This window comes from Cupriavidus sp. WGlv3, assembly GCF_023952475.1.
GTDB classification, from domain to species: Bacteria; Pseudomonadota; Gammaproteobacteria; order Burkholderiales; family Burkholderiaceae; genus Cupriavidus; species Cupriavidus phytorum.
On record NZ_JALHRX010000019.1, the window covers coordinates 24,058 to 44,006 of the forward strand.

Sequence of the window (19,949 nt, forward strand, 5' to 3'; positions counted from 1 at the left end):
GAAAGCCCGCACACCGTTGCAGCGTGCGGGCAGCCTGTCGACGATGAGGTGCCGGCAGGCAAGTGCTCATGAAGTGCGCCCCCGCGTCTTCATGGCGAGATGAAGTTTGCGCGCGGGCGGCCCGGGGTGCTTTGACTCACGTCAAGCGGCCGGCACCAACGACGGAGAGGGGGAAGGGCGGAGCAGGCGCCTAGGCCAGCAGCGCGGCGACCAGGTCCTTGCCGCGCGCCACCGGCGCGGTTTCCTCGAAATGCAGCGCGCCTTCGACGTGGCCCAGGTGGTCCACCATCAGCGTGACGGCGCGCTCGACATCGCCGGCACGGGCGGCCTCGATAAACTCGCGGTGCTCGTCCGACGAGCAGGCCGCGTCGCGGCGCGACTGGTACAGCATGGTGATCACCGCGCTGCGTGCCGACAGCTCGCGCATCATCTCGGTCAGCACGCCGTTGCCGACCACCTCTGCCAGCACGATATGGAAGTCGCCCAGCAGCCGGGTGCGCACCTGGGCATCGTTGCCCGCCAGCGACTTGCGCTCGGCCGCCAGGTGGCGGTCGATGCGCTTGTAGTCGGCGGCGGTGGCCTTGGCGACGAATTCGCGCGCCAGCGCGGCTTCGAGGATGCGGCGCACGGCGAATACCTCGCGCGCTTCCTCGGCGCTGGGCTTGGCCACGAACGCCCCTTTGTCCGGCACGATCTGGATGACCTTGTCCTTGGACAGCATCAGCAGCGCCGCGCGCACCTTGGTGCGGCTGACGCGGTAGACGCTGGCCAGCGCCTCCTCGCGCAGCTTGGTGCCGGGCGGCAGGCGGTGCGAAACGATGGCCGCGACGATGTCGTCGGCGATCGCTTCGGCGGTCATGTCAGGATCGATATGCTCGGGCATGGCAGCGCACTTGCGCAGAGGCTGCGCGGTTGGGGAGATGCGTGATTCTAGCGCCCAGCGACCGGGCCCGGCACGATGGCCGGAGTGGCGGCGTCCTGCGCCATCGCGGCCAGGCCGGCATCCAGGTCGGTCGCCTCGATGGTGCCGTTCAGCACGCCATGGGCCCGGGCGCGGTCGATGTCCTTCTCCCACGCGGCCACCACCACGGTGGCGACGCAATTGCCGATCAGGTTGCCGAGCGCGCGCGCGATGCCGATAAACCAGTCCACCGACAGCACCAGCACCAGGCCGATCGCCGGGATCGCCGGGTGTGCCGACAGCGTCGCGGCCAGGATCACGATGGCCGAGCCGGGAATGCCGTGGGCGCCCTTGGAGGTGATCAGCGCCACCGCCAGGATGCCGAGCAGGTCGGCCATCGCCAGCGGCGTGTTGGTCGCCTGCGCGATAAAGACCGCGGCCAGCGTCAGGTAGATCGAGAACGCGTCCAGGTTGAAGGAGTAGCCGGTCGGAATCACCAGGCCCACCACCGACTTCTTCACGCCCATGAACTCGAGCTTCTTCATCACCTGCGGCAGCACGCTGTCGGACGAGGCGGTGCCCAGCACCACCAGCAGCTCGGCGCGCAGGTAGCGGATCAGCTTGATCACCGAGAAGCCGCACGCGCGCATGATGCCGCCCAGCACCCCCAGCACGAACACGATCACCGCGCCGTAGAACAGCAGCACCAGGAAGCCCAGCTGCTTGAGCGAGCCGATGCCGTACTTGCCGACCGTGAACGCCACCGCGCCCAGCACGCCCAGCGGCGCCAGCTTGATGATGAAGCCCATCATCTTGAACAGCGTGTGCGAGAAGGTATCGATCAGGCTGACCAGCGGCCGGCCCGGCTCGCCCACCAGCGACAGCGCGCAGCCGAACAGGATCGACACCACCAGTACCTGCAGCACGTCGCCGTTGGCGAAGGCGCCGAACACGGTGTTGGGGATCAGCTTGAGCAGGAAGTCGACCGTGCCCTGGTCCTTGACCTTGGTCGCGTTGTCGATAAAGCCGGCGATGGCCGAGGCGTCGAGCGACCGGGGATCGACGTTCATGCCCACGCCCGGCTGGAACACGTAGGCGAGCACGATGCCCAGCGCCAGCGCGATGGTGGTGACGATCTCGAAATACACCACCGCCTTGATGCCGACGCGGCCCACCTTCTTCAGCTCGCCGGCGCCACAGATGCCGGCCACCACCACGCAGAACACGATCGGGCCGATCAGCATCTTGATCAGCTTGATAAAGGCATCGCCGAGCGGCTTGAGCTTGGCGGCGAACTCGGGGAAGGCGAGGCCGAGCGCCGTGCCGATCACCAGGGCGATCAGCACCTGGCCGAACAGCGAGCGGGTAAAGCGGGTGTGCAGGCGGGGGCTGCCCGGGCGCTGCTGCGAGGGAACTGCGTGCTGCATGGTTGTCTCCGTGCGGGGCCGGTCCTGTGCGCTGGCCGGCCCATTTCGATCCAGGAATCACCGGCGGCCCGTGCTCTGACGGCTGGATTGGGCTGCCGGCCTTACGTTCCGGGCGGGACTCCGGGTCGGGAGTACGCCACCGCGTGGGCAGCCCCCCCTGTTGGGACGGATCCCACGCCATCCGCTGTCCGGACCGGATTGTCCGCGGCGGATTGTCTGAACGTGGAAGCGAATATAGTGCATATCATTTTTGTATGCAATTTTTGAATTCACTGTGCTACCATGAATCGCACAGAATAGAGCTTCGGCCATGGGCGCCCCAGCCCGCACTGGCACCCCGCCAGCCACGCCGCCGCGGCTTTCACGCACTTCCAGCAGGAGACACGCATGGCAGCAAATCCGTCGCCGTCCGCCGCAGAGACTGGCACGCGCATCATGGCCTGGGCCGACGCCCTGGCCGTCCACACCGAGCAGCCCGGCATGCTCACCCGCACCTACCTGACCCAGGCCCACCACGGCGCCGCCGCGCAGCTGACCGAGTGGATGCAGCAGGCCGGCATGACGGTGCGCCGCGATGCCGCCGGCAACGTGATCGGCCGCTACGAGGGCACCACGCCCGACGCGCCGGCCCTGCTGACCGGCTCGCATTTCGACACGGTGCGCGACGCCGGCCGCTATGACGGCAACCTGGGCGTGATCCTGCCGATCGCCTGCGTGGCGGAATGGAACCGGCAGGGCAAGCGCTTTCCGTTCGCGCTCGAGGTAGTAGGCTTCGCCGAGGAAGAGGGTGTGCGCTTCAAGGCCACGCTGCTGGGCAGCCGCGCCATCGCCGGCACCTTCGACAACAACGTGCTGGACAACCTCGACGACAGCGGCAAGACCATGCGCGAGGTGATGCGCGAAGCCGGGTTCGACGCCGCCGCGCTGCCCGCGGCAAAGCATGACCGTAGCAAGGTGGCGGCCTTTATCGAGGTGCATATCGAGCAAGGCCCGGTGCTGCTGAACGAAGGCCTGCCGGTGGGCGTGGTGACCGCGATTTCCGGCGCGACCCGCTTCCTGGTCGAACTCGAAGGCCTGGCCGGCCATGCCGGCACCGTGCCGATGGACATGCGCCGCGACGCCGCCATGGCCGGCGCCGAAATCGGCCTGTATATCGAGAAGCGCTGCGGCGGCAAGCCGGGCCTGGTCGGCACCGTGGGCCAGTTCAACGTGCCCAACGGCGCCACCAACGTGGTGCCGGGCCGCGCCGTGTTCTCCATCGACATCCGCGCCGGCGAGGACGCCGAGCGCGAGGCCGCCGTCAACGACGTGCTGGCCGAGATCGAGCGCGTCTGCGCGCGCCGCAACGTGCGCGCGCAGATCCGCAAGACCCACGAGGCCAGGAGCGTTCCCTGCGCCCCGTGGCTGCAAGAGCAATGGGCCGCCGCCATTGCCCGCCAGGGCGTGCCGGTGCGCCACCTGCCGTCGGGCGCCGGCCACGACGCCATGGCCATTGCCGCCATCGCCGATGTCGCCATGCTGTTCGTGCGCTGCGGCAACGGCGGCATCAGCCACCATCCCACCGAAACCATGACCGCCGAGGATGCCGCACTGTCCGCGCGCGTGTTCAGCGATTTCGTCGAGCACTTCCGGCTGCCGCAGTAAGCCAGCGCGCCCGGAAGCCCCGCCCGAACCTCCTTCTGTTGTTACGAGAACAAGTCATGACCGCACGAGACAATATGAACCCCATCGAAACCACGCTGACGCAGTTCATCGACCAGCACCGCCCGCAGCAGGAAGCCTTCCTGGCCGAACTGGTCAAGGTGCCGTCAGACAACCCGGCCGGCGATTGCGACGCGCACGGCAAGCGCGCCAAGGAACTGCTGGAGGGCCTGGGTTTCACGGTGGAGGCCCACAAGGTGCCCGACGAGCAGGTCAAGGCCGCCGGCATGATCAGCGCCACCAACCTGATCGTGCGCAAGCAGTTCGGCACGGGCGGCCCGGTCATCGCCATGAACGCCCACGGCGACGTGGTGCCCCCCGGCCTGGGCTGGACCAAGGACCCGTACGGCGGCGAGATCGCCAACAGCGAGCACGGCCCGGTCATGTACGGCCGTGGCGTGGCGGTGTCCAAGTCGGACTTCGCCACCTACACCTACGCCGTGCTGGCGCTGATGGAAGCCGAGAAGCAGGGCGCGAAGATCAACGGCGCGGTCGAGCTGCAGTTCACCTATGACGAGGAAACCGGCGGCGACATCGGCCCGAAGTTCCTGCTGGACAACAACCTGAGCAAGGCCGACTATGCGATCTCGGCCGGGTTCTCATACGGCATCACCTCGTCGCACAACGGCTGCCTGCACGTTGAAGTGACCGTGAAGGGCAAGCAGGGCCACGCCGCCATGCCGCACACCGGCGTCGACGCGATCGAGGCCGCCACCCACATCCTGCAGGCCATCTATGGCCTGCGCGCGGAACTGGCCACGCGCAAGTCGAAGGTGCCGGGCATCGACACCGCCACGCTGAACGTCGGCCTGATCAAGGGCGGCATCAACACCAACGTGGTGCCGGACCTGGTGACCTTCCGCGTCGACCGCCGCATGATCCCCGAGGAAATCGGCTTCGACGCCGAGGGCGAGATCCGCGCCGTGGTCGAGCAAGCCGCCAAGGACCGCCCGGGCATTGAAGTGAAGGTCGAGCGCATCATCCTGGCCGAGCCGCTGTCGGAACTGCCGGGCGTGGAAAAGCTGATCGGCGCGCTGAAGAGCCGCGCCGAGTCGGTCTTCGGCGTCGAGATCCCGGTGCAGGGCGTGCCGCTGTACACCGACGCGCGCCACTACACCAAGCGCGGCATCCCCACCGTGCTGTACGGTGCCGGCCCGCGCACGCTGATGGAAGCCCGCGGCCACAACTCGGACGAAAACCTGCGCCTGAACGACCTGAACCGTGCCACCAAGGTGGTGGCCCTGGCGCTGTCGGACCTGATGCAGTAAGGCTGCGCGCCGCAGGCGCCGGGCTTTGATGGAAAGACGCCACGGAGGTATCCGTGGCGTTCTTTTGGGACGATCCGGTCAGGTCCGATCTTCGACCGGCGGCCAACAGCGCGACGTATGCACCAACGCCAGCACCAGCACCGTATCGCCTTCGATCTCGTAAATCAGGCGATAGTGTTCGTGAACCACCAGTTCACGCGTGCCTTGCACGCTGCCGGCCGGCGCCAGCACGGGGAACGCGCACAAGCGCTCCGCTGCCTGGAAAAACCGTTCATCCAGGCGGGCAGCAGCTTCGACGTCATCCTGAGCGATGAACTCGAAGATCAGTGTGCGATCGCGCCTGGCCAGTGCGGTCCAGACCGCCCTCAAGCCCGCCGCCGGGCCGCAGCGCGCCAGGCCGCAAACTCCGCTTCGATCTGTTCCGCGGGGATGCCGCCCGCGTCACGCAGCGAGGCGCGGGAAGCTTCTACCTTGTTGCGCAGGAAAACCTCGTAGTCGCGCTTTCGGGCGCTGTGGTCGAGGAACTCGCGCACCAGGTCCTGAAGCGCTTGCGACGGCGTGAGTCCCTGTGCCGTGACTTCGGCAATGAACGCGTCATGCAGCCGGGCGTCCAGCGTGAATGTGAATTTGGTTTCTTCCGACACAAGCATTTCCGGTGTCCTCGTAATGACAAAGTATAGGCATTGTCGATATCAGGACACCTGCATGGCGATAAGACCCGTCTGAACTTGCTGCAGCCGATTCCGCCTACACCGGCAGCGTCGCCGCCCCCGCACCCAGCATCCGCTGCATCAGCACCGTATCGATCCACTGTCCGTGCTTGAACCCCACCGCTTCCAGCCGGCCGACGGTGCGGAAGCCCAGCCGTTCGTGCACGGCCAGCGAGCCCGCGCCTTCGCCGGCGGCGGTGCACGCGATCACGGCGACCATCTGGCGCCACGGGCCGGTTTCGCAGCGGGCGATCAGCGCGGCCAGCAGCGCCTGACCCAGGCCTTCGCCGACGCGGCGGTGGTCGATGTAGATCGAGTCCTCGATGGCGAAGCGGTAGGCGCTGCGCGCGCGGTAGGCCGAGGCATAGGCGTAGCCCAGCACCTCGCCGTCGCGCTCGGCAACCAGATAGGGCAGCCCCTTGCGGTGCACTTCGGGCAGGCGCAGCTGCATCTCGTCGACGCTCGGCGGCACTTCCTCGAACGAAGCGCGGCCCTGCTGCACGTGGTGGGCGTAGATCGCGTGGATGGCGGCAATGTCGGCGCGGGTAGCGTCGCGCAGCGTAAACGGCTGGCGCGTGCCAGGGTCGCGTGGCGTGGTGATGGAAGCAGGAATGGAGGTCATCGGAAATGGCGCCTGGGGCAAGAACCGGTGCCACGCACGATGCGTGCCGGTGGCGATGCACCCCGTCATGCTGCGCGGCGGCCGCGGTCTTGTATATAGTGCGGGTGAATTTGCACCGCATTAGTGCCGATGCCCCGCCACGGGGCGCGGCCATGACAAGAAAGGACCTGCCATGATCACCATCTACCACAACCCCCGTTGCTCCAAGTCGCGCGAGACCCTCGCCCTGGTCCAGGCCGCCGCCGAGCGGCTGGGAGAGCCGGTGGAGATCGTGGAGTACCTGAAGGATCCGCCGTCGCTGTCGACGCTGCGCCAGTTGCACACCCTGCTGGGCGTGCCGGTGCGCGAGATGCTGCGTGACAACGAAGCGCCCTATGCCGAACTGGGCCTGGCCGACCCCGGCCTGACCGATGCCGAGCTGCTGGCGGCGATGGCCGACAACCCCATCCTGCTGCAGCGTCCGGTGGTGGTGCGCAACCGCCGCGCGGCGATCGGCCGCCCGCCCGAGAACGTGGCGCCGCTGCTGGCCTGAAATAGAACCGGCCCCCACGGTGTGTGGGGGCCGGCCGGTCTGCGAGGCAGTCTGCTTCAGGCAGGGTCGTCTAATGAACACCCAGCCAGTGCATGGCCTCCTGACCGAAAGCGATGGCCGCCAGCACCACCAGCAGCACCACCAGCGTCACGGTGCTGATGTAGAGCGTGGCCTTGGCGACTTCGGCGTCCTCATCCGAGGAATGACGATGGGTAATGGGCGTGGCGTCCCGCGTGGCATGCGGCCAATGGATCCGGCCGGCCAAGTCTCTCAAGTGCAGGTCGGTAGGGAAACGCATGATCGACACCTCCTCGGCAGGCGCCGCGCGGTCCGGGCAGGATGGCTCAAACGTCATATGGCGTGGCTGCGCAAGTGCGCCGGTTAGTCATGGCTCGTTTCGCCCGGTAACGCCATATTCGCTTCTACTATAGGCGGGCTGGCGCCGGATGCGAGCGGCGGCCTGCAAGGGACATGCCGCCGCGCTTGGCGCGGCGCAACAGCCGATCAGGCCTGTGTCGGCGGAGGTGAGGGCACGCTTGCGCTGACTCCCTCTGCGGGCGTCAGTGCTGCCAGTGCCGCTTCACGGTCCCGCAGCGTCGCCAGCATGTTGCAGAACAGCGCGCCCTGTTCCATCGCATCGTCGAGCGCCACGTGGGTGTGCGGCAGCGGATCCATCCATCCGGCCGGGAAGGCCGCCTTGACGGTCTTGCGATAGGGCCGCCCGGTCAGCGCGAAGCCCAGCGTCTTGACGTCGAGCGCGGCCCAGCCGAATGGCGAGCGCCCGGCGAAGCGCATCATGTACCAGAACATCCAGGTGAAATCGAAACCCGCCGGAAAGGCGACGAAGACCGGCTTGCCGGGCAGGGCCTCGACCCATTCGACATAGCGCACCAGGGCATCCTCGGGGCGCTGCAGGTCGCGCCGACAGGCGCTCCAGGCTTCGGGCTGGGTTTGCCACCACTGCATCTGCACCGGGTGGCCGGCGGCGCCGGGCAGGGTTTCGAGGTTGGCCGAGAAGGTGCCGAGCACGGTCTTGTCGGCCAGCATCGCCACCGAGGCGAAAGACAGCATCGAGTGCGGGCCCGGGATCGGGCCGTCGGCCTCGACGTCGGTGCTGACGTAGATCTCGGGACGGGTATCGGGCGCTTGTCGCTTGGCCATGGCCTCAGCCCGCGTCGACCAGGTGATCGGCGACGAACGGGTTGTTGCGGCGCTCTTCGCCGAAGGTCGAGACCGGGCCGTGCCCGGGGATAAAGGTCACGTCCTCGCCCAACGGCCACAGCCGCGTGCGGATCGAGCGGATCAGGTCGGCGTGGTTGCCGCGCGGGAAGTCGGTGCGGCCGATCGACCCCGCGAACAGCACGTCGCCGACCACGGCCAGCCGGTTGGGACGCGAGAAGAACACCACGTGGCCCGGGGTATGGCCGGGGCAATGGTAGACCTCCAGGGTCTCGTTGCCGAACTGCACGGTGTCGCCATTCTCGAGCCAGCGGTCGGGCTCGAAGCTCTCGGCGTGGCCGAAGCCGAAGCGGCGGGTCTGCTCGGGCAACTGCTCGATCCAGAAGCGCTCGTCCTGCTGCGGGCCCTCGATCGGGATGCCGAGTTCGCGCGACAGCGCCGCGGCGCCGGCGCAATGGTCGACGTGGCCGTGCGTCAGAAAGATCTTTTCCAGCGTGACGCCTTGCTCTTTCACCGCCGCGCGGATGCGGTCGAGGTCGCCGCCGGGATCGCAGACGGCGGCGGCGCCGTTGCTTTCATCGATCAGCAAGGAACAGTTCTGCTGGAAGGGCGTGACGGGAATGAGCAGGGCTTTCATGGAGGTCTTATATAGCCGGCGGGTACCGGACCCGGCGTCCTGGCGGCGTGATCGGCGACAGTGCCCATGATTGTAGCGCCCGGGACGTCGGGCCCGCCCGGCGGCTTCCATGTGATCAGTGGAGTACCCCTCGCAGGCCGCGCTGCATCGGGCCGAATCCCTTGCCACAAGCGGGATTCCGGCCAATTAGGCCCCGATCGTGCGAAATCGCACAGATTTCGTAACAAATTGAAAGAGATAGTCCCAAACAGTCAATGTTAGACTGCCGCCCATGTTACGGATCTCCGCTCTCACCAAGCGCTGGCAACGGCTGGCCAAGCTCGGCGCATGCACCGCATGCGCCGTGGTGCTGGCCGCTTGTGCCACGCCGCCCGAAAGCGATACCGCTGGCACCGACGCCGGCGATGCCGTGCCCACGCGCGCGGCAAAAAACGGCAAGCCTGCCCGGACCGAACGCGCCGAGCCCAGGTCCGCCGCGCGCACGCCTGACACCGGCAGCTGGAACCTGTTCGGCTATGACCCCGACGAAGGCCGCAGCGGCAACTCGCTCGAAGGCCTGCGCGCCGACATCGGCACGTTCGAACAGCGCGGCGTGGCCTCGTGGTACGGCAAGGGCTTCCATGGCCGCAAGACCGCCAACGGCGAGCGCTTCGACATGCGCGCCATGACCGCGGCGCATCCGTCGCTGCCGCTGGACAGCTGGGTGCTGGTGCGCAACCTGCGCAACAACAAGGTCGCGGTGCTGCGCATCAATGACCGCGGCCCGTACCACGGCAACCGCGTGCTGGATGTGTCCTACGGCGCGGCGCGCCGCCTGGGCTTTGTCGAGCGCGGCGCCACCAACGTCGAGATCCGCCGCCTGACCCGCACCGAGGTCGCCGCGCTGGGCCCGCAGGTCGATGCCGGCGGCACCGAGGCCGGCGACGGCAGCGGTGATGACGACGTGTCCGTGCCGGAACTGGCCAATTCGCTGGCGCCCGCCAAGTCTGGCAAGGCGGCCAGGGCCAGCGGCAAGACCGTCAAGCGCAAGCGCCACTGAGCGCGCCAGCGCCGTCGCATGCCGCCGCGCGCTGACACTTCCTCCTTACATTCTGACCTGCAGGCCCGCGCCGGTGTCCGCGCGCGGGCCGTGCCATCAATCGCCGGCGTCGCCGGCACGCTGCGCCAGCGCCAGCTGATACAGTGCGCCGGTCTCCGCGCCGGTGATCGCGGCCGCCAGCTTGGCGGCGCGCTTGGCCGGCAGCTCGGCCAGCAGCAGCGCCAGCACGCGCTGCGCTTCGGCATCCGGCACGCCATCAGCGGCGGCGCTGCCGGCCCCCTCCACCACCAGCACGAATTCCCCCTTGGCCCGGTTCGGGTCGGCCGCGAGCCAGGCCGGCGCCTGCGCCACCGGCACCACGGCGATGTCTTCGAACAGCTTGGTCAGTTCGCGCCCTACCAGCAGCCGGCGCTCGCCCGGCAGGCCCGCGGCCAGCGCGGCGAGGGTGTCGGCGATGCGGTGCGGCGCCTCGTAGCAGACCCAGGCGTGCTCCAGCGCCGCCAGCCGGGCGATCGCCTCGGTGCGGGCCTTGGGCTTGGGGGGCAGGAAGCCGGCAAAGGTGAAGCGGCCCGCGCCGGCATCGAGCAGGTCGCCCGCCACCGACAGCGCCGCCACCGCCGCGCTGGGACCGGGCAGGGGCACCACCGGATGGCCGGCGGCGCGCACTGCCTCGACCAGCCGCGCGCCGGGGTCGGAGATACCGGGCGTGCCGGCGTCCGAGACGTAGGCGATGCGCTCGCCCGCCGCCAGGCGTTCGGCGATGCGGCCCGCGGCCTCGCGCTCGTTGTGCTCGTGCACCGCCACCAGCGGGCGCTGCAGGCCGACGCGCGACAGCAACTGGCCGGTATTGCGGGTGTCTTCGCAGGCCACGGCGTCGGCCAGCCCCAGCACATGCAGCGCGCGCAGCGACAGGTCGGCGACATTGCCGATGGGCGTGGCCACGACATAGAGCGTGCCGGCCGGGTACGACTGGCTTGCCGCCAGGGAGATCCAGTCACTCATGCTTGAGAACTTCCGTTGATGCGATCATTCAAATCCACCACGCAGGTGCCGGCCAGGCAGGCGCCAAGCCGGCAGGCACGCGGGGCGCAGGCGGAGGACCGGGCCCTGGCCCACTTGCGGCGCCAGGGCCTGGAGCCCGTGGTGCGCAATTATCGCTGCAAAGGCGGCGAGATCGACCTGGTGATGCGCGCGCCGGACGGCACGCTGGTGTTCGTCGAGGTGCGCCAGCGCAGCGGACGGGGCTTCGGCGGCGCCGCGGCCAGCGTCACGCCGGCCAAGCAGCGGCGCGTGCTGCTGGCCGCCGGGCACTACCTGGCCACGCTGGCCCGGGTGCCGCCATGCCGCTTCGACGTGGTGGCGCTCGAACCCGGCCGGCTCGAGTGGCTGCAGCACGCCTTTGACCTGGATGCTGCCGGGGCTGGGTCATAATGCACGGCAAACATGAAGGGCGATTCGCGGATCGCCATGGCAACAAGCGGGCCCCAGAGCCATGAGTATCGACAGTATCCAGCAACAGTTCCTAGACAGTGCCGAAGCCAAGCGACAGGCCGCGGCGGTAATGGCCCCCCATATCGACGCCGCGGTGGAGCGCATGGTCGGCGCGCTGACCAGCGGCAACAAGATCCTGGCCTGCGGCAATGGCGGCTCGGCGGCGCAGGCGCAGCATTTCGCCGCCGGGCTGGTCGGGCGCTTCGAGCGCGAACGGCCCGGCCTGGCCGCGATCGCGCTGAGCACCGACGGCTCGATCCTGACCGCGATCGGCAACGACTACGACTTCAGCAAGGTGTTTGCCAAGCAGGTCGAGGCGCTCGGCCAGCCCGGCGACATCCTGCTGGCGATTTCCACGTCGGGCAATTCGGACAACGTGATGGCTGCCGTGGCCGCCGCGCGCCAGCGCGAGATGGCGGTGGTGGCGCTGACCGGCAAGGGCGGCGGGGCTATCGCCGGCTTGCTCGATGAATTCGACATCCACCTGTGCGTGCCAAGCGAGCGCACCGCGCGCATCCAGGAAGTGCACCTGCTGACGCTGCACTGCCTGTGCAACGGCATCGACGAGGCACTGCTCGGGGAAGCGTGATGCCGGGCATCCGACGACCCCTATTTCCAACATACAGCCACAGCAAGGACCGCATGACTCATCTGCCCACTACGCAAGCTTCCCGGAACGGCGCGGAGGCGCGCCATCCTTCCCGCCCCCTGGCCAGCTCCGGCCTGGGCCGCGCCGGCCTGGCCGCGGCCGCGCTGGTGTGCGCCACGCAGCTGGCCGGCTGCTTTCCGGTGATTGCCGGCGCCATGGGCACCGGGGTGGCCATGGCCACCGACCGCCGCCCGGCCGCCACTCAGACCGTCGACCGCGGCCTGCAGCTGGAGGCCGAGAGCACCATCAACTCTCGCTTCAGCGGCCAGGCCCGAGTCAACGTGACCGTCTTCAACCGCAAGGTGCTGCTGACCGGCGAAGCGAAGAACGACAGCGTCAAGCAACAGATCGAGCAGTACGTGCGCGGCCTGCAGAATGCGCGCGTGGTGATCAATGAGCTGGAGGTGGTCAACTCGCCCGGCTTCATGACCCAGAGCCAGGACGCCTACCTGACCAGCAAGGTCAAGACGCTGCTGATGACCGCGGAAGGCGTGCCGTCCAACTCGATCAAGATCACCACGGAAAAGAGCGTGGTCTACCTGCTCGGCGTGGTCACCAGCGCCGAGGGCGACCGGGCCACGGACGTGGCGCGCAATGCCTCCGGCGTGACCAAGGTGGTCAAGGCCTTCGACTACGTCAACGACAACGAGCGCGCGCGCCTGGATGCGGCCTCGACCTCGGAGAACCCGTCGTTCGACGGCAGCGTCGGCACGCCGGCGCCGGTGCAGTCGGTGCCGGGCGTGGGCGGGCCGATCGATGCGCCCGCCGGTGCCGCGCCTGGTACCGCGGGCAGCGCGGGCGCCACCACCGCGCCGGTCGCGGCCCCGGTCACTTCGCCGGTGGCGCTGCCGCCCGGCCGCAATCTGCCCTGAAGCGCGCACCGCCGCAGGTCCCGGGCTGGTCACAACGGCGTCCGCTAATGCGGGCGCCGTTTTTCGTTCTGCGGTTTGCAACGCACACGGTGGCCGGTCGATGTGCTACGGTTGCCACGCTGGCTGACTGCGCTGACTGTGATAGCGCTGCGCCGGCCCCCAGACGGAGCGAGACCATGACAACAACGATCCCCCGGCCTGCCTGGCGTATTCCGTCCCGACTGGCGCTGCTGGCAGCGATGCTGTGCGCGCAGCCGGCGCTGTCGGCCGAACCCGGCGGCGCGCCAGCCCCCGCGCCTGTCCAGGCCACCGATGCCGCGCTGCGCGCGCGCAGCCAGGCCGCCGCGTGCACCAGTTGCCACGGCCCAGCCGGGCGGGCCCCGGCGGGCAGCACGATTCCGCCACTGGCCGGCCGCCCGCAGGCGGAGCTGGCCGCGCAGATGCAGGCATTCAAGGCCGGCACGCGCCCGGCCACGGTGATGCACCAGATTGCCAAGGGTTACAGCGACGACCAGATCGCCGCGATCGCGGCGTGGTTTGCCGCCGTGCGCTGACAGGAGCGAGCCATGCACAGACGAAGCTTCCTCGGCGCCGCGGGCGCCGCAGTCCTGGGTACGGCCGGGATCCGGCCGGCGCGCGCCGCGGCCCGCGCCAGGGTGGTGGTGGTGGGCGGCGGCTATGGCGGCGCCACGGCGGCCCGCTACCTGCGCGAATGGAGCGGGCAGGCGGTCGAGGTGACGCTGGTCGAACCGAATCCGGCCTTTGTTTCATGCCCGCTGTCGAACCTGGTGCTGGGCGGCAGCCGCCAGCTCGGCGACCTGACCCTGCCGTACGACGCACTGGTGCGCCGCCACGGCGTGCAGCTCGCGCGCGACACCGCGGTCGCCATCGACCCGGCCAAGCGGACCGTGCGCCTTGCGGGGGGCAGCGTGCTGCCCTATGACCGCCTGCTGCTGTCGCCCGGCGTCGAGATGATGCGCGAGGCGCTGCCCGGGCTGAAGCGGCCGGGCGGCGACCAGATCCTGCATGCCTGGAAGGCCGGCCCCGAAACTGTCGCGCTGCGCCGCCAGCTGGAGGCGATGCCCGACGGCGGCACCTATGCCATCAGCGTGCCGCTGGCGCCGTACCGCTGCCCGCCGGGCCCGTACGAGCGCGCCTGCCAGGTGGCGCACTATTTCAGGCAGCACAAGCCGCGCAGCAAGGTGCTGATCCTGGACGCCAATGCCGACATCACTTCCAAGGCGGCGCTGTTCCGCCAGGTGTGGGCCACGCAATACCCGGGCATGGTGGAATACCGGCCGCAGCACGAGGCGGCCGATGTGGACCCCGCCACGCGCACGCTCAAGTTCGAGGTGCAGGACGACGTGCGCGCCGACGTGCTCAATCTGCTGCCGCCGCAGCGGGCCGGCGCGATCGCGGTGTCGGCCGGGCTGGCCACGGCCAATGGCAAGTGGTGCGAGGTGGATTTCATCAGCTTCGAGTCGCGCGCCGCGCCCCATATCCATGTGATCGGCGACGCGATCCAGATCGCGCCGCTGATGCCCAAGTCCGGTCATATGGCCAACCAGCACGGCAAGGTCGCGGCGGCGGCGCTGGTGGCGCTGCTGTCGGGCCGCGCCCCGGACCCGGAGCCGCTGTACAACAACACCTGCTACAGCTTCACCTCCGACCGCGAGGCGGTGCATGTGTCCAGCGTGCATCGCTACGACGCGGCGCAGAAGACCATGGTCACGGTGCCGGGCTCGGGCGGGCTGTCGCCGGCGCCGACGGTGCTGGAGGGCGATTACGCGCTGGCGTGGGCGCGGGGAATCTGGGCGGAGATGCTGGCCTGACGGTGGCGGCGCTGCCTGCGCTGCCGGCGGCACGGCTGCCCGCACAAAACCGCAAGAACGTGCAATGCCGCGCGCGCCGGCGCTGCTACGCTAGGCGTCCCGATCGAACTCGCGCGCCCGCGCACGGCATCCCCCATGCAAGCCAGAGACCGTCTCCTCGCCCTCGCCATCGTCTGCGTCTGGGGCGTCAACTTCGTCGTGATCAAGGTCGGGCTGGCGGGCGTGCCGCCGATGCTGCTGGGGGCGCTGCGCTTCCTGCTGGTGGTGTTCCCGGCCATCTTCCTGGTGCCGCGCCCGCGCGTGCCGTGGCGGCTGCTGCTGGCCTACGGCGCCACCATCAGCCTGGGCCAGTTTGCCTTCCTGTTCTACGCCATGGCGGTCGGCATGCCGGCCGGCCTGGCGTCGCTGGTGCTGCAGTCGCAGGCCTTCTTCACGCTGGCGATCGCCGCGCTGTGGCTGGGCGAGCCGGTGCGCTGGCACAACTTCGCCGGCATGGCGGTGGCGGCCGGCGGGCTGGCCCTGATCGGCGCCGGTGCCGGCGCGGGTAGCGTGGGCGGCATGAGCGCGGCGGGCTTCGTGCTGACGCTGTGCGCGGCGTTCTGCTGGGCCAGCGGCAATATCGTCAGCAAGAAGATCGGCCCCGTGGACCTGCTCGGGCTGGTAATCTGGGGCGCGCTGGTGCCGATCGTGCCGTTCGCGCTGCTGTCGCTCTGGTTCGAGGGCCCGGCGCGCATCGTGCAAAGCGTGACGCAGCTGTCGGGCATGGCGGTGTTTGCGGTGGCGTACCTGGCGTTCGCGGCGACGGTGTTCGGCTACACCATGTGGGGCCGGCTGCTGACGCGCTATCCTGCCAGCCAGGTGGCGCCGCTGACGCTGCTGGTGCCGGTTGTGGGGCTGGTGTCGGCGCACGCGCTGCTGGGCGAGGACTTGTCCGGGCTGCAGTGGATCGGCGCCGCGGTGGTGATGGCCGGGCTGCTGCTCAACGTGTTCGGCCAGCGCTTGTGGGCGGGCAGGGCGCTGGCGCGCCGCTGAGCCGTCGCGCGGGGGCAGCATGTTGTGCTGCATCAATGGGTAAACACTATATGCGCATTCACGCATATACGAATATATTGGACGGCATGGAAGAGCTGGATCGCGTGTTCGAAAAGGTATCGGGTTACTTCAGCCTGCTGGCGGAGCCGACGCGGCTGAAGATCCTGCACGCCTTGTGCGATGGCGAGAAGCCGGTCAGCACGGTGGTCGAGACGGTGGGTTCGTCGCAGACCAACGTGTCGCGGCATCTCAACGCGATGTACCGCTCGGGCGTGCTGTCGCGCCGCAAGGAGGCGAACCTGGTGTTCTACGCCATTGCGGACGAAAGCGTGATCGAGCTGTGCCGCACGGTCTGCGTGCAGGTGGCGAGCCGGCTGGAGGACAACGCCTTGCCCTCCGGCGTGGTGGACCGCTTCATGGCACAGCCCGCGCCGGAAACCCCGGCGCGCCGGCGGCGCACGGCAAGCTAGCCGCGCCACCACTCTTCCGGCAGCAAACGGCGGCGCCGCACCCGTTGCAGCGCCCTGTACAACAGGCACGCCGACCGGTCTGACCGACCGTGGCGAGCGCGCCGGAGGAGACCGCATTGCAGGAACGGAACCGGCCCGGGCGCATCGTGCCCGCGCCCGAGCACTTCGTCAGCGCATCGCTGCAGCAGGACATCGGCCGGCACGGCCTGGACGCGCCGCGGCGCGACTTCCTGCGCAAGAGCTTCCTGGGTGCCGCCGCGGGCATTGCCACGGCGGCGGCAGGCCGGCACGCGCTGGCCGCGGACGGTGATGCCGCCATCCTGCAGCCGCAGCCCTGGGCCACTTCGCTGGGGCAGCCGGTGGCGGCGCGACCCTACGGCCAGCCCTCGGTCCATGAGAAAAACCTGATCCGGCGCGAGTCGCCCGGCCTGACCCGGGTGTCGGCGGCCTCGGTCGCGTTCGCGCCGCTGCAGGGCTTCTTCGGCATCATCACGCCCAACGGCCTGCACTTCGAGCGCCACCACCAGGGCTGGCACGATATCGACCCGGCCCGCCATCGCCTGATGATCAATGGCCTGGTGCGCACGCCGCGGGTCTACACCATGGACGACCTGATGCGCCTGCCGGCGGTGTCGCGCATGCATTTCATCGAATGCGGCGCCAACACCGGCATGGAGTGGGGCAACGTCGCGGTGCCGACGGTGCAGTACACCCACGGCATGCTGTCGTGCTGCGAATTCACCGGGGTGCCGCTGCGGGTGCTGCTGGACGACGCCGGCGCCGACCTGCGCCGCGGCCGCTACCTGCTGGCCGAGGGCGGCGACGGCTCGTCGATGACGCGCACCATCCCGATGGAGCTGGCCGACGAGATCATCGTCGCCTGGGGCATGAACGGCGAGATGCTGCGCCCCGAGAACGGCTACCCGCTGCGGCTGGTGGTGCCGGGCGTGCAGGGCGTGTCGTGGGTCAAGTGGCTGCGCCGGCTGGAGCTGGGCGACCAGCCCTGGAACGCCAAGGACGAGACCATCCACTACGTCGACATGATGCCCGACGGCAAGCTGCGCCAGTACACCTCGATCCAGGAGTGCAAGTCGGTCATCACCACGCCGTCGGGCGGGCAGCAACTGGTGGGCAAGGGCTTCTACAACATCAGCGGCCTGGCGTGGTCGGGGCGCGGACGCGTCAAGCGGGTCGATGTCTCGACCGACGGCGGCCGCAACTGGCGCACCGCGCGGCTGGAGGCGCCGGTGCTGTCCAAATGCCTGACGCGCTTCAACCTGGACTGGGTCTGGGACGGCGGCCCGGCGATCCTGCAAAGCCGCGCCATCGACGAGACCGGCTACGTGCAGCCGAAGCTGGGGCAGCTGCGCGCGGTGCGCGGCACGCGCTCGATCTATCACAACAACGCGATCCAGAGCTGGCAGGTGGCAGCCGGCGGCGAGGTGACCAATGTCCATGTGGGCTGAGCTCAGGATCGCGGCGGCGCTGCTGCTGGCGGCGGGGTGCGCCGTGTTGCCCTCCGCGGCGGCAGCCGGCACGGGCGACGCGCGTGCGGCACTCGGCCGCACCGCCACGCCGGCTGAGGTGGCCGCGTGGGACATCGACGTGCGCCCCGACTTCAAGGGCCTGCCCAAGGGCGGCGGCACGGTCGCGCAGGGCCAGAAGGTCTGGGACGGCAAGTGTGCGTCATGCCACGGCGACTTCGGCGAATCCAACGAGGTGTTCACGCCGCTGGTGGGCGGGACCACCGCCGAGGACATCAAGCGCGGACGCGTCGCCGGCATGACCGGCAACCAGCCATACCGCACCACGCTGATGAAGGTCAGCACCGTCAGCACGCTGTGGGACTACATCCACCGCGCGATGCCGTGGAACGCGCCCAAGAGCCTGAGCGCGAACGAGGTCTATGCGGTCACCGCCTACCTGCTCCACCTGGGCGAAATCGTTCCGGCCGACTTTGCGCTGTCCGACACCAATATCGCCGAGGTGCAGCGGCGCATGCCCAACCGCGCCGGCATGACCACCGACCACGGCATGTGGCCGGGTCGCGGCCGGCCGGATACCGGCAACACCGCATGCATGTCGCGCTGCGCGGAGCAGGTCACGATCGCCTCGTCAATGCCGGACTATGCCCGCGATGCCCATGGCGACCTGGCGCAGCAACAGCGCGCGTTCGGCCCGGTGCGCGGCATCGCGGCCGCCGGCGCGGCCAGGCCAGGTGGCGCAGCCGTTGCTGCGGCGGCGCCCGCGCCGGGCGCGCGCCTGGCCAGCCAATACCAGTGCGTGGCCTGCCACGCGATGGACCGCAAGCTGGTGGGGCCGTCGTTCGCCGACATCGCGGGCAAGTACAAGGGGCAGGATGCGCATGCGGCACTGGCGCGCAAGGTCAAGGCGGGCGGGCAGGGCGCCTGGGGCGCGGTGCCGATGCCGCCGCAGCCGCAAATCCCGGATTCGGACGTGCAGGCCATGGTGGGCTGGATTCTTGAGGCAAAATAGCGGACTGGCCGCCGCAGTGCCCCCAGGCGGCGGCCGGTGTGTGCCGCCAGGCCATTGCAGCACGGCCGCGCGGCCTTTGCCGTCCCCACGGCTTTACAGAGCTTGGAGAGCTTAACAATGAAGCAGTTTGTCATCGCAGCGCTGATGCTCGGCGCCGCCGCATCGGCCCACGCGGTCGATGCCGCCAAGGCACAGGAGATCGCCAACAAGAACGCCTGCATGGGTTGCCACCAGGTCGACAAGAAGCTGGTCGGCCCGTCCTACAAGGAAGTGGCGACCAAGTACAAGGGCGACAAGAACGCCCTGGCGACCCTGAGCAAGAAGGTCAAGAGCGGTGGCTCGGGCGTGTGGGGTCCGGTGCCGATGCCGGCCAACGCCGCCATCAGCGACGCCGACCTGAAGACCGTGGTCGAGTGGGTGCTGGCAGGCGCCCCCGCCAAGTAAGACCGACTGCCATAGCGGGCAGTCCGCCGATGCACCGGGCCGGGCAGTGAATGCCGCGCGGCCTGGGACAACCAGCGGCCGGCCATGTACCGGCCGCATGCAACACCCCTGAAACGGTCCACGACCGACTGGAACGGAGTAGCCGGAGAGCAAGCAATGAATTCCAAACGACGAGAAGTGCTGCGGGTCACCGCTGTCCTGTCGCTGATGGCCGCCACTGGCCTGATCAGCGAAGCGCAGGCGGCCGAGTGGAACAAGAACGCCTTTGACGGCAAGAGCGTTGCCGACGTGATCAAGGCCCTCGGCGGCAGCGGCACCGAGAAAAGCACCGCCATCACCTTCACCGCCCCCGATATCGCCGAGAACGGCGCCGTGGTGCCGGTGGCCGTGACCAGCACCCTGCCGGATACCGAGCAGATCGCGATCCTGGTGGAAAAGAACCCGAACACCCTGGCCGCCGACTTCATCATCCCGGCCGGCACCGAGCCGTTCGTCTCCACGCGCGTGAAGATGGGCCAGACCTCGGTGGTGCACGCCGCGGTCAAGGCCGGCGGCAAGTGGTACGTGGCATCGAAGGAAATCAAGGTCACGCTGGGCGGCTGCGGCGGCTGACGCCGCGCCCCTCGGCACCAAGATTTCCGCCAACT

Annotated in this window: 24 protein-coding genes; 15 read left to right on the plus strand and 9 right to left on the minus strand. The window is 69.2% G+C overall.

Annotation, left to right across the window (positions count from 1 at the left end; genetic code table 11):
- Positions 1-190 precede the first annotated feature (190 nt).
- Together MKD38_RS24610 and MKD38_RS24615 are read right to left on the minus strand one after the other, a co-directional pair.
- On the minus strand, positions 191-883 hold the full coding sequence (locus MKD38_RS24610; protein WP_012354232.1) for a GntR family transcriptional regulator: 693 nt from the start codon (positions 881-883) through the stop codon (positions 191-193).
- 47 nt (positions 884-930) lie between these two features.
- On the minus strand, positions 931-2,328 hold the full coding sequence (locus MKD38_RS24615; protein WP_252680951.1) for a C4-dicarboxylate transporter DctA: 1,398 nt from the start codon (positions 2,326-2,328) through the stop codon (positions 931-933).
- Between the two features lie 387 nt (positions 2,329-2,715).
- Between MKD38_RS24615 and MKD38_RS24620 the strand changes: the two genes are divergently transcribed.
- Both MKD38_RS24620 and MKD38_RS24625 read left to right on the plus strand, forming a co-directional pair.
- The gene (locus MKD38_RS24620) at positions 2,716-3,972 is read left to right on the plus strand and encodes an allantoate amidohydrolase (protein WP_252680954.1); all 1,257 of its coding nucleotides are present in this window, start codon (positions 2,716-2,718) and stop codon (positions 3,970-3,972) included.
- Between the two features lie 56 nt (positions 3,973-4,028).
- Complete coding sequence (locus MKD38_RS24625; RefSeq protein ID WP_252680956.1) at positions 4,029-5,297, plus strand: M20/M25/M40 family metallo-hydrolase; 1,269 nt, start codon at positions 4,029-4,031, stop codon at positions 5,295-5,297.
- Between the two features lie 78 nt (positions 5,298-5,375).
- Here MKD38_RS24625 and MKD38_RS24630 read toward each other — a convergent pair whose 3' ends face one another.
- From MKD38_RS24630 to MKD38_RS24640, 3 genes are all read right to left on the minus strand, one after another.
- Positions 5,376-5,666: a type II toxin-antitoxin system RelE/ParE family toxin gene (locus tag MKD38_RS24630; protein ID WP_111521247.1), complete on the minus strand. Its 291-nt coding sequence runs from the start codon at positions 5,664-5,666 to the stop codon at positions 5,376-5,378.
- A complete protein-coding gene (locus tag MKD38_RS24635; protein WP_252680959.1) occupies positions 5,663-5,947 on the minus strand; it encodes an antitoxin of toxin-antitoxin stability system in 285 nt (94 codons plus the stop codon). Before MKD38_RS24635 ends, MKD38_RS24630 begins: the two co-directional genes overlap by 4 nt.
- A 97-nt stretch (positions 5,948-6,044) precedes the next feature.
- A complete protein-coding gene (locus tag MKD38_RS24640) occupies positions 6,045-6,629 on the minus strand; it encodes a GNAT family N-acetyltransferase (RefSeq protein WP_252680962.1) in 585 nt (194 codons plus the stop codon).
- 172 nt (positions 6,630-6,801) lie between these two features.
- Here MKD38_RS24640 and arsC point away from each other — a divergent pair, with 172 nt between their 5' ends.
- On the plus strand, positions 6,802-7,161 hold the full coding sequence (gene arsC / locus MKD38_RS24645; RefSeq protein ID WP_252680964.1) for an arsenate reductase (glutaredoxin): 360 nt from the start codon (positions 6,802-6,804) through the stop codon (positions 7,159-7,161).
- 70 nt (positions 7,162-7,231) lie between these two features.
- On the opposite strand, the gene MKD38_RS24650 is transcribed toward arsC, so the two are convergent.
- The 3 genes from MKD38_RS24650 to MKD38_RS24660 form a co-directional block, all read right to left on the minus strand.
- Positions 7,232-7,459: a hypothetical protein gene (locus tag MKD38_RS24650; RefSeq protein ID WP_115705439.1), complete on the minus strand. Its 228-nt coding sequence runs from the start codon at positions 7,457-7,459 to the stop codon at positions 7,232-7,234.
- Positions 7,460-7,665: 206 nt separating this feature from the next.
- Positions 7,666-8,322: a 3'-5' exonuclease family protein gene (locus MKD38_RS24655; RefSeq protein ID WP_252680967.1), complete on the minus strand. Its 657-nt coding sequence runs from the start codon at positions 8,320-8,322 to the stop codon at positions 7,666-7,668.
- Positions 8,323-8,326: 4 nt separating this feature from the next.
- Positions 8,327-8,977 (minus strand): MBL fold metallo-hydrolase, encoded by a 651-nt coding sequence (locus MKD38_RS24660; RefSeq protein ID WP_252680970.1) that lies wholly within the window; start codon positions 8,975-8,977, stop codon positions 8,327-8,329.
- A gap of 271 nt (positions 8,978-9,248) precedes the next feature.
- Here MKD38_RS24660 and MKD38_RS24665 point away from each other — a divergent pair, with 271 nt between their 5' ends.
- On the plus strand, positions 9,249-10,016 hold the full coding sequence (locus MKD38_RS24665; RefSeq protein ID WP_252680973.1) for a septal ring lytic transglycosylase RlpA family protein: 768 nt from the start codon (positions 9,249-9,251) through the stop codon (positions 10,014-10,016).
- Positions 10,017-10,112: 96 nt separating this feature from the next.
- Here the strand turns inward: MKD38_RS24665 and rsmI are convergent, their stop codons facing one another.
- Positions 10,113-11,018 carry a 16S rRNA (cytidine(1402)-2'-O)-methyltransferase gene (gene rsmI / locus MKD38_RS24670; protein ID WP_252680975.1) on the minus strand — a complete coding sequence of 302 codons (906 nt, stop codon included), beginning with the start codon at positions 11,016-11,018 and terminating at the stop codon, positions 10,113-10,115.
- An 18-nt stretch (positions 11,019-11,036) separates the two neighbouring features.
- Here rsmI and MKD38_RS24675 point away from each other — a divergent pair, with 18 nt between their 5' ends.
- The 11 genes from MKD38_RS24675 to soxY all read left to right on the plus strand — a co-directional run bounded on the left by MKD38_RS24675 (position 11,037) and on the right by soxY (position 19,914).
- On the plus strand, positions 11,037-11,447 hold the full coding sequence (locus MKD38_RS24675; RefSeq protein ID WP_252680977.1) for a YraN family protein: 411 nt from the start codon (positions 11,037-11,039) through the stop codon (positions 11,445-11,447).
- 61 nt (positions 11,448-11,508) lie between these two features.
- Positions 11,509-12,096 (plus strand): phosphoheptose isomerase, encoded by a 588-nt coding sequence (locus MKD38_RS24680; RefSeq protein WP_252680979.1) that lies wholly within the window; start codon positions 11,509-11,511, stop codon positions 12,094-12,096.
- Positions 12,097-12,149: 53 nt separating this feature from the next.
- Positions 12,150-13,028 carry a BON domain-containing protein gene (locus tag MKD38_RS24685; protein ID WP_252680982.1) on the plus strand — a complete coding sequence of 293 codons (879 nt, stop codon included), beginning with the start codon at positions 12,150-12,152 and terminating at the stop codon, positions 13,026-13,028.
- Positions 13,029-13,204: 176 nt separating this feature from the next.
- Positions 13,205-13,582 (plus strand): c-type cytochrome, encoded by a 378-nt coding sequence (locus MKD38_RS24690; RefSeq protein WP_252680985.1) that lies wholly within the window; start codon positions 13,205-13,207, stop codon positions 13,580-13,582.
- Positions 13,583-13,594: 12 nt separating this feature from the next.
- The gene (locus MKD38_RS24695; RefSeq protein WP_252680987.1) at positions 13,595-14,860 is read left to right on the plus strand and encodes an NAD(P)/FAD-dependent oxidoreductase; all 1,266 of its coding nucleotides are present in this window, start codon (positions 13,595-13,597) and stop codon (positions 14,858-14,860) included.
- Between the two features lie 135 nt (positions 14,861-14,995).
- Positions 14,996-15,892 carry an EamA family transporter gene (locus MKD38_RS24700; RefSeq protein ID WP_252680989.1) on the plus strand — a complete coding sequence of 299 codons (897 nt, stop codon included), beginning with the start codon at positions 14,996-14,998 and terminating at the stop codon, positions 15,890-15,892.
- A gap of 50 nt (positions 15,893-15,942) precedes the next feature.
- Complete coding sequence (locus tag MKD38_RS24705; RefSeq protein WP_252680991.1) at positions 15,943-16,362, plus strand: ArsR/SmtB family transcription factor; 420 nt, start codon at positions 15,943-15,945, stop codon at positions 16,360-16,362.
- A gap of 116 nt (positions 16,363-16,478) precedes the next feature.
- A complete protein-coding gene (gene soxC / locus MKD38_RS24710) occupies positions 16,479-17,828 on the plus strand; it encodes a sulfite dehydrogenase (protein ID WP_252680993.1) in 1,350 nt (449 codons plus the stop codon).
- Positions 17,812-18,858 carry a c-type cytochrome gene (locus MKD38_RS24715; RefSeq protein WP_252680995.1) on the plus strand — a complete coding sequence of 349 codons (1,047 nt, stop codon included), beginning with the start codon at positions 17,812-17,814 and terminating at the stop codon, positions 18,856-18,858. The genes soxC and MKD38_RS24715 overlap by 17 nt, the downstream gene beginning before the upstream one ends.
- Positions 18,859-18,975: 117 nt before the next feature.
- The gene (locus tag MKD38_RS24720; RefSeq protein ID WP_035826540.1) at positions 18,976-19,302 is read left to right on the plus strand and encodes a c-type cytochrome; all 327 of its coding nucleotides are present in this window, start codon (positions 18,976-18,978) and stop codon (positions 19,300-19,302) included.
- A 156-nt stretch (positions 19,303-19,458) separates the two neighbouring features.
- A complete protein-coding gene (gene soxY / locus MKD38_RS24725; protein ID WP_018006136.1) occupies positions 19,459-19,914 on the plus strand; it encodes a thiosulfate oxidation carrier protein SoxY in 456 nt (151 codons plus the stop codon).
- Positions 19,915-19,949: the final 35 nt, after the last annotated feature.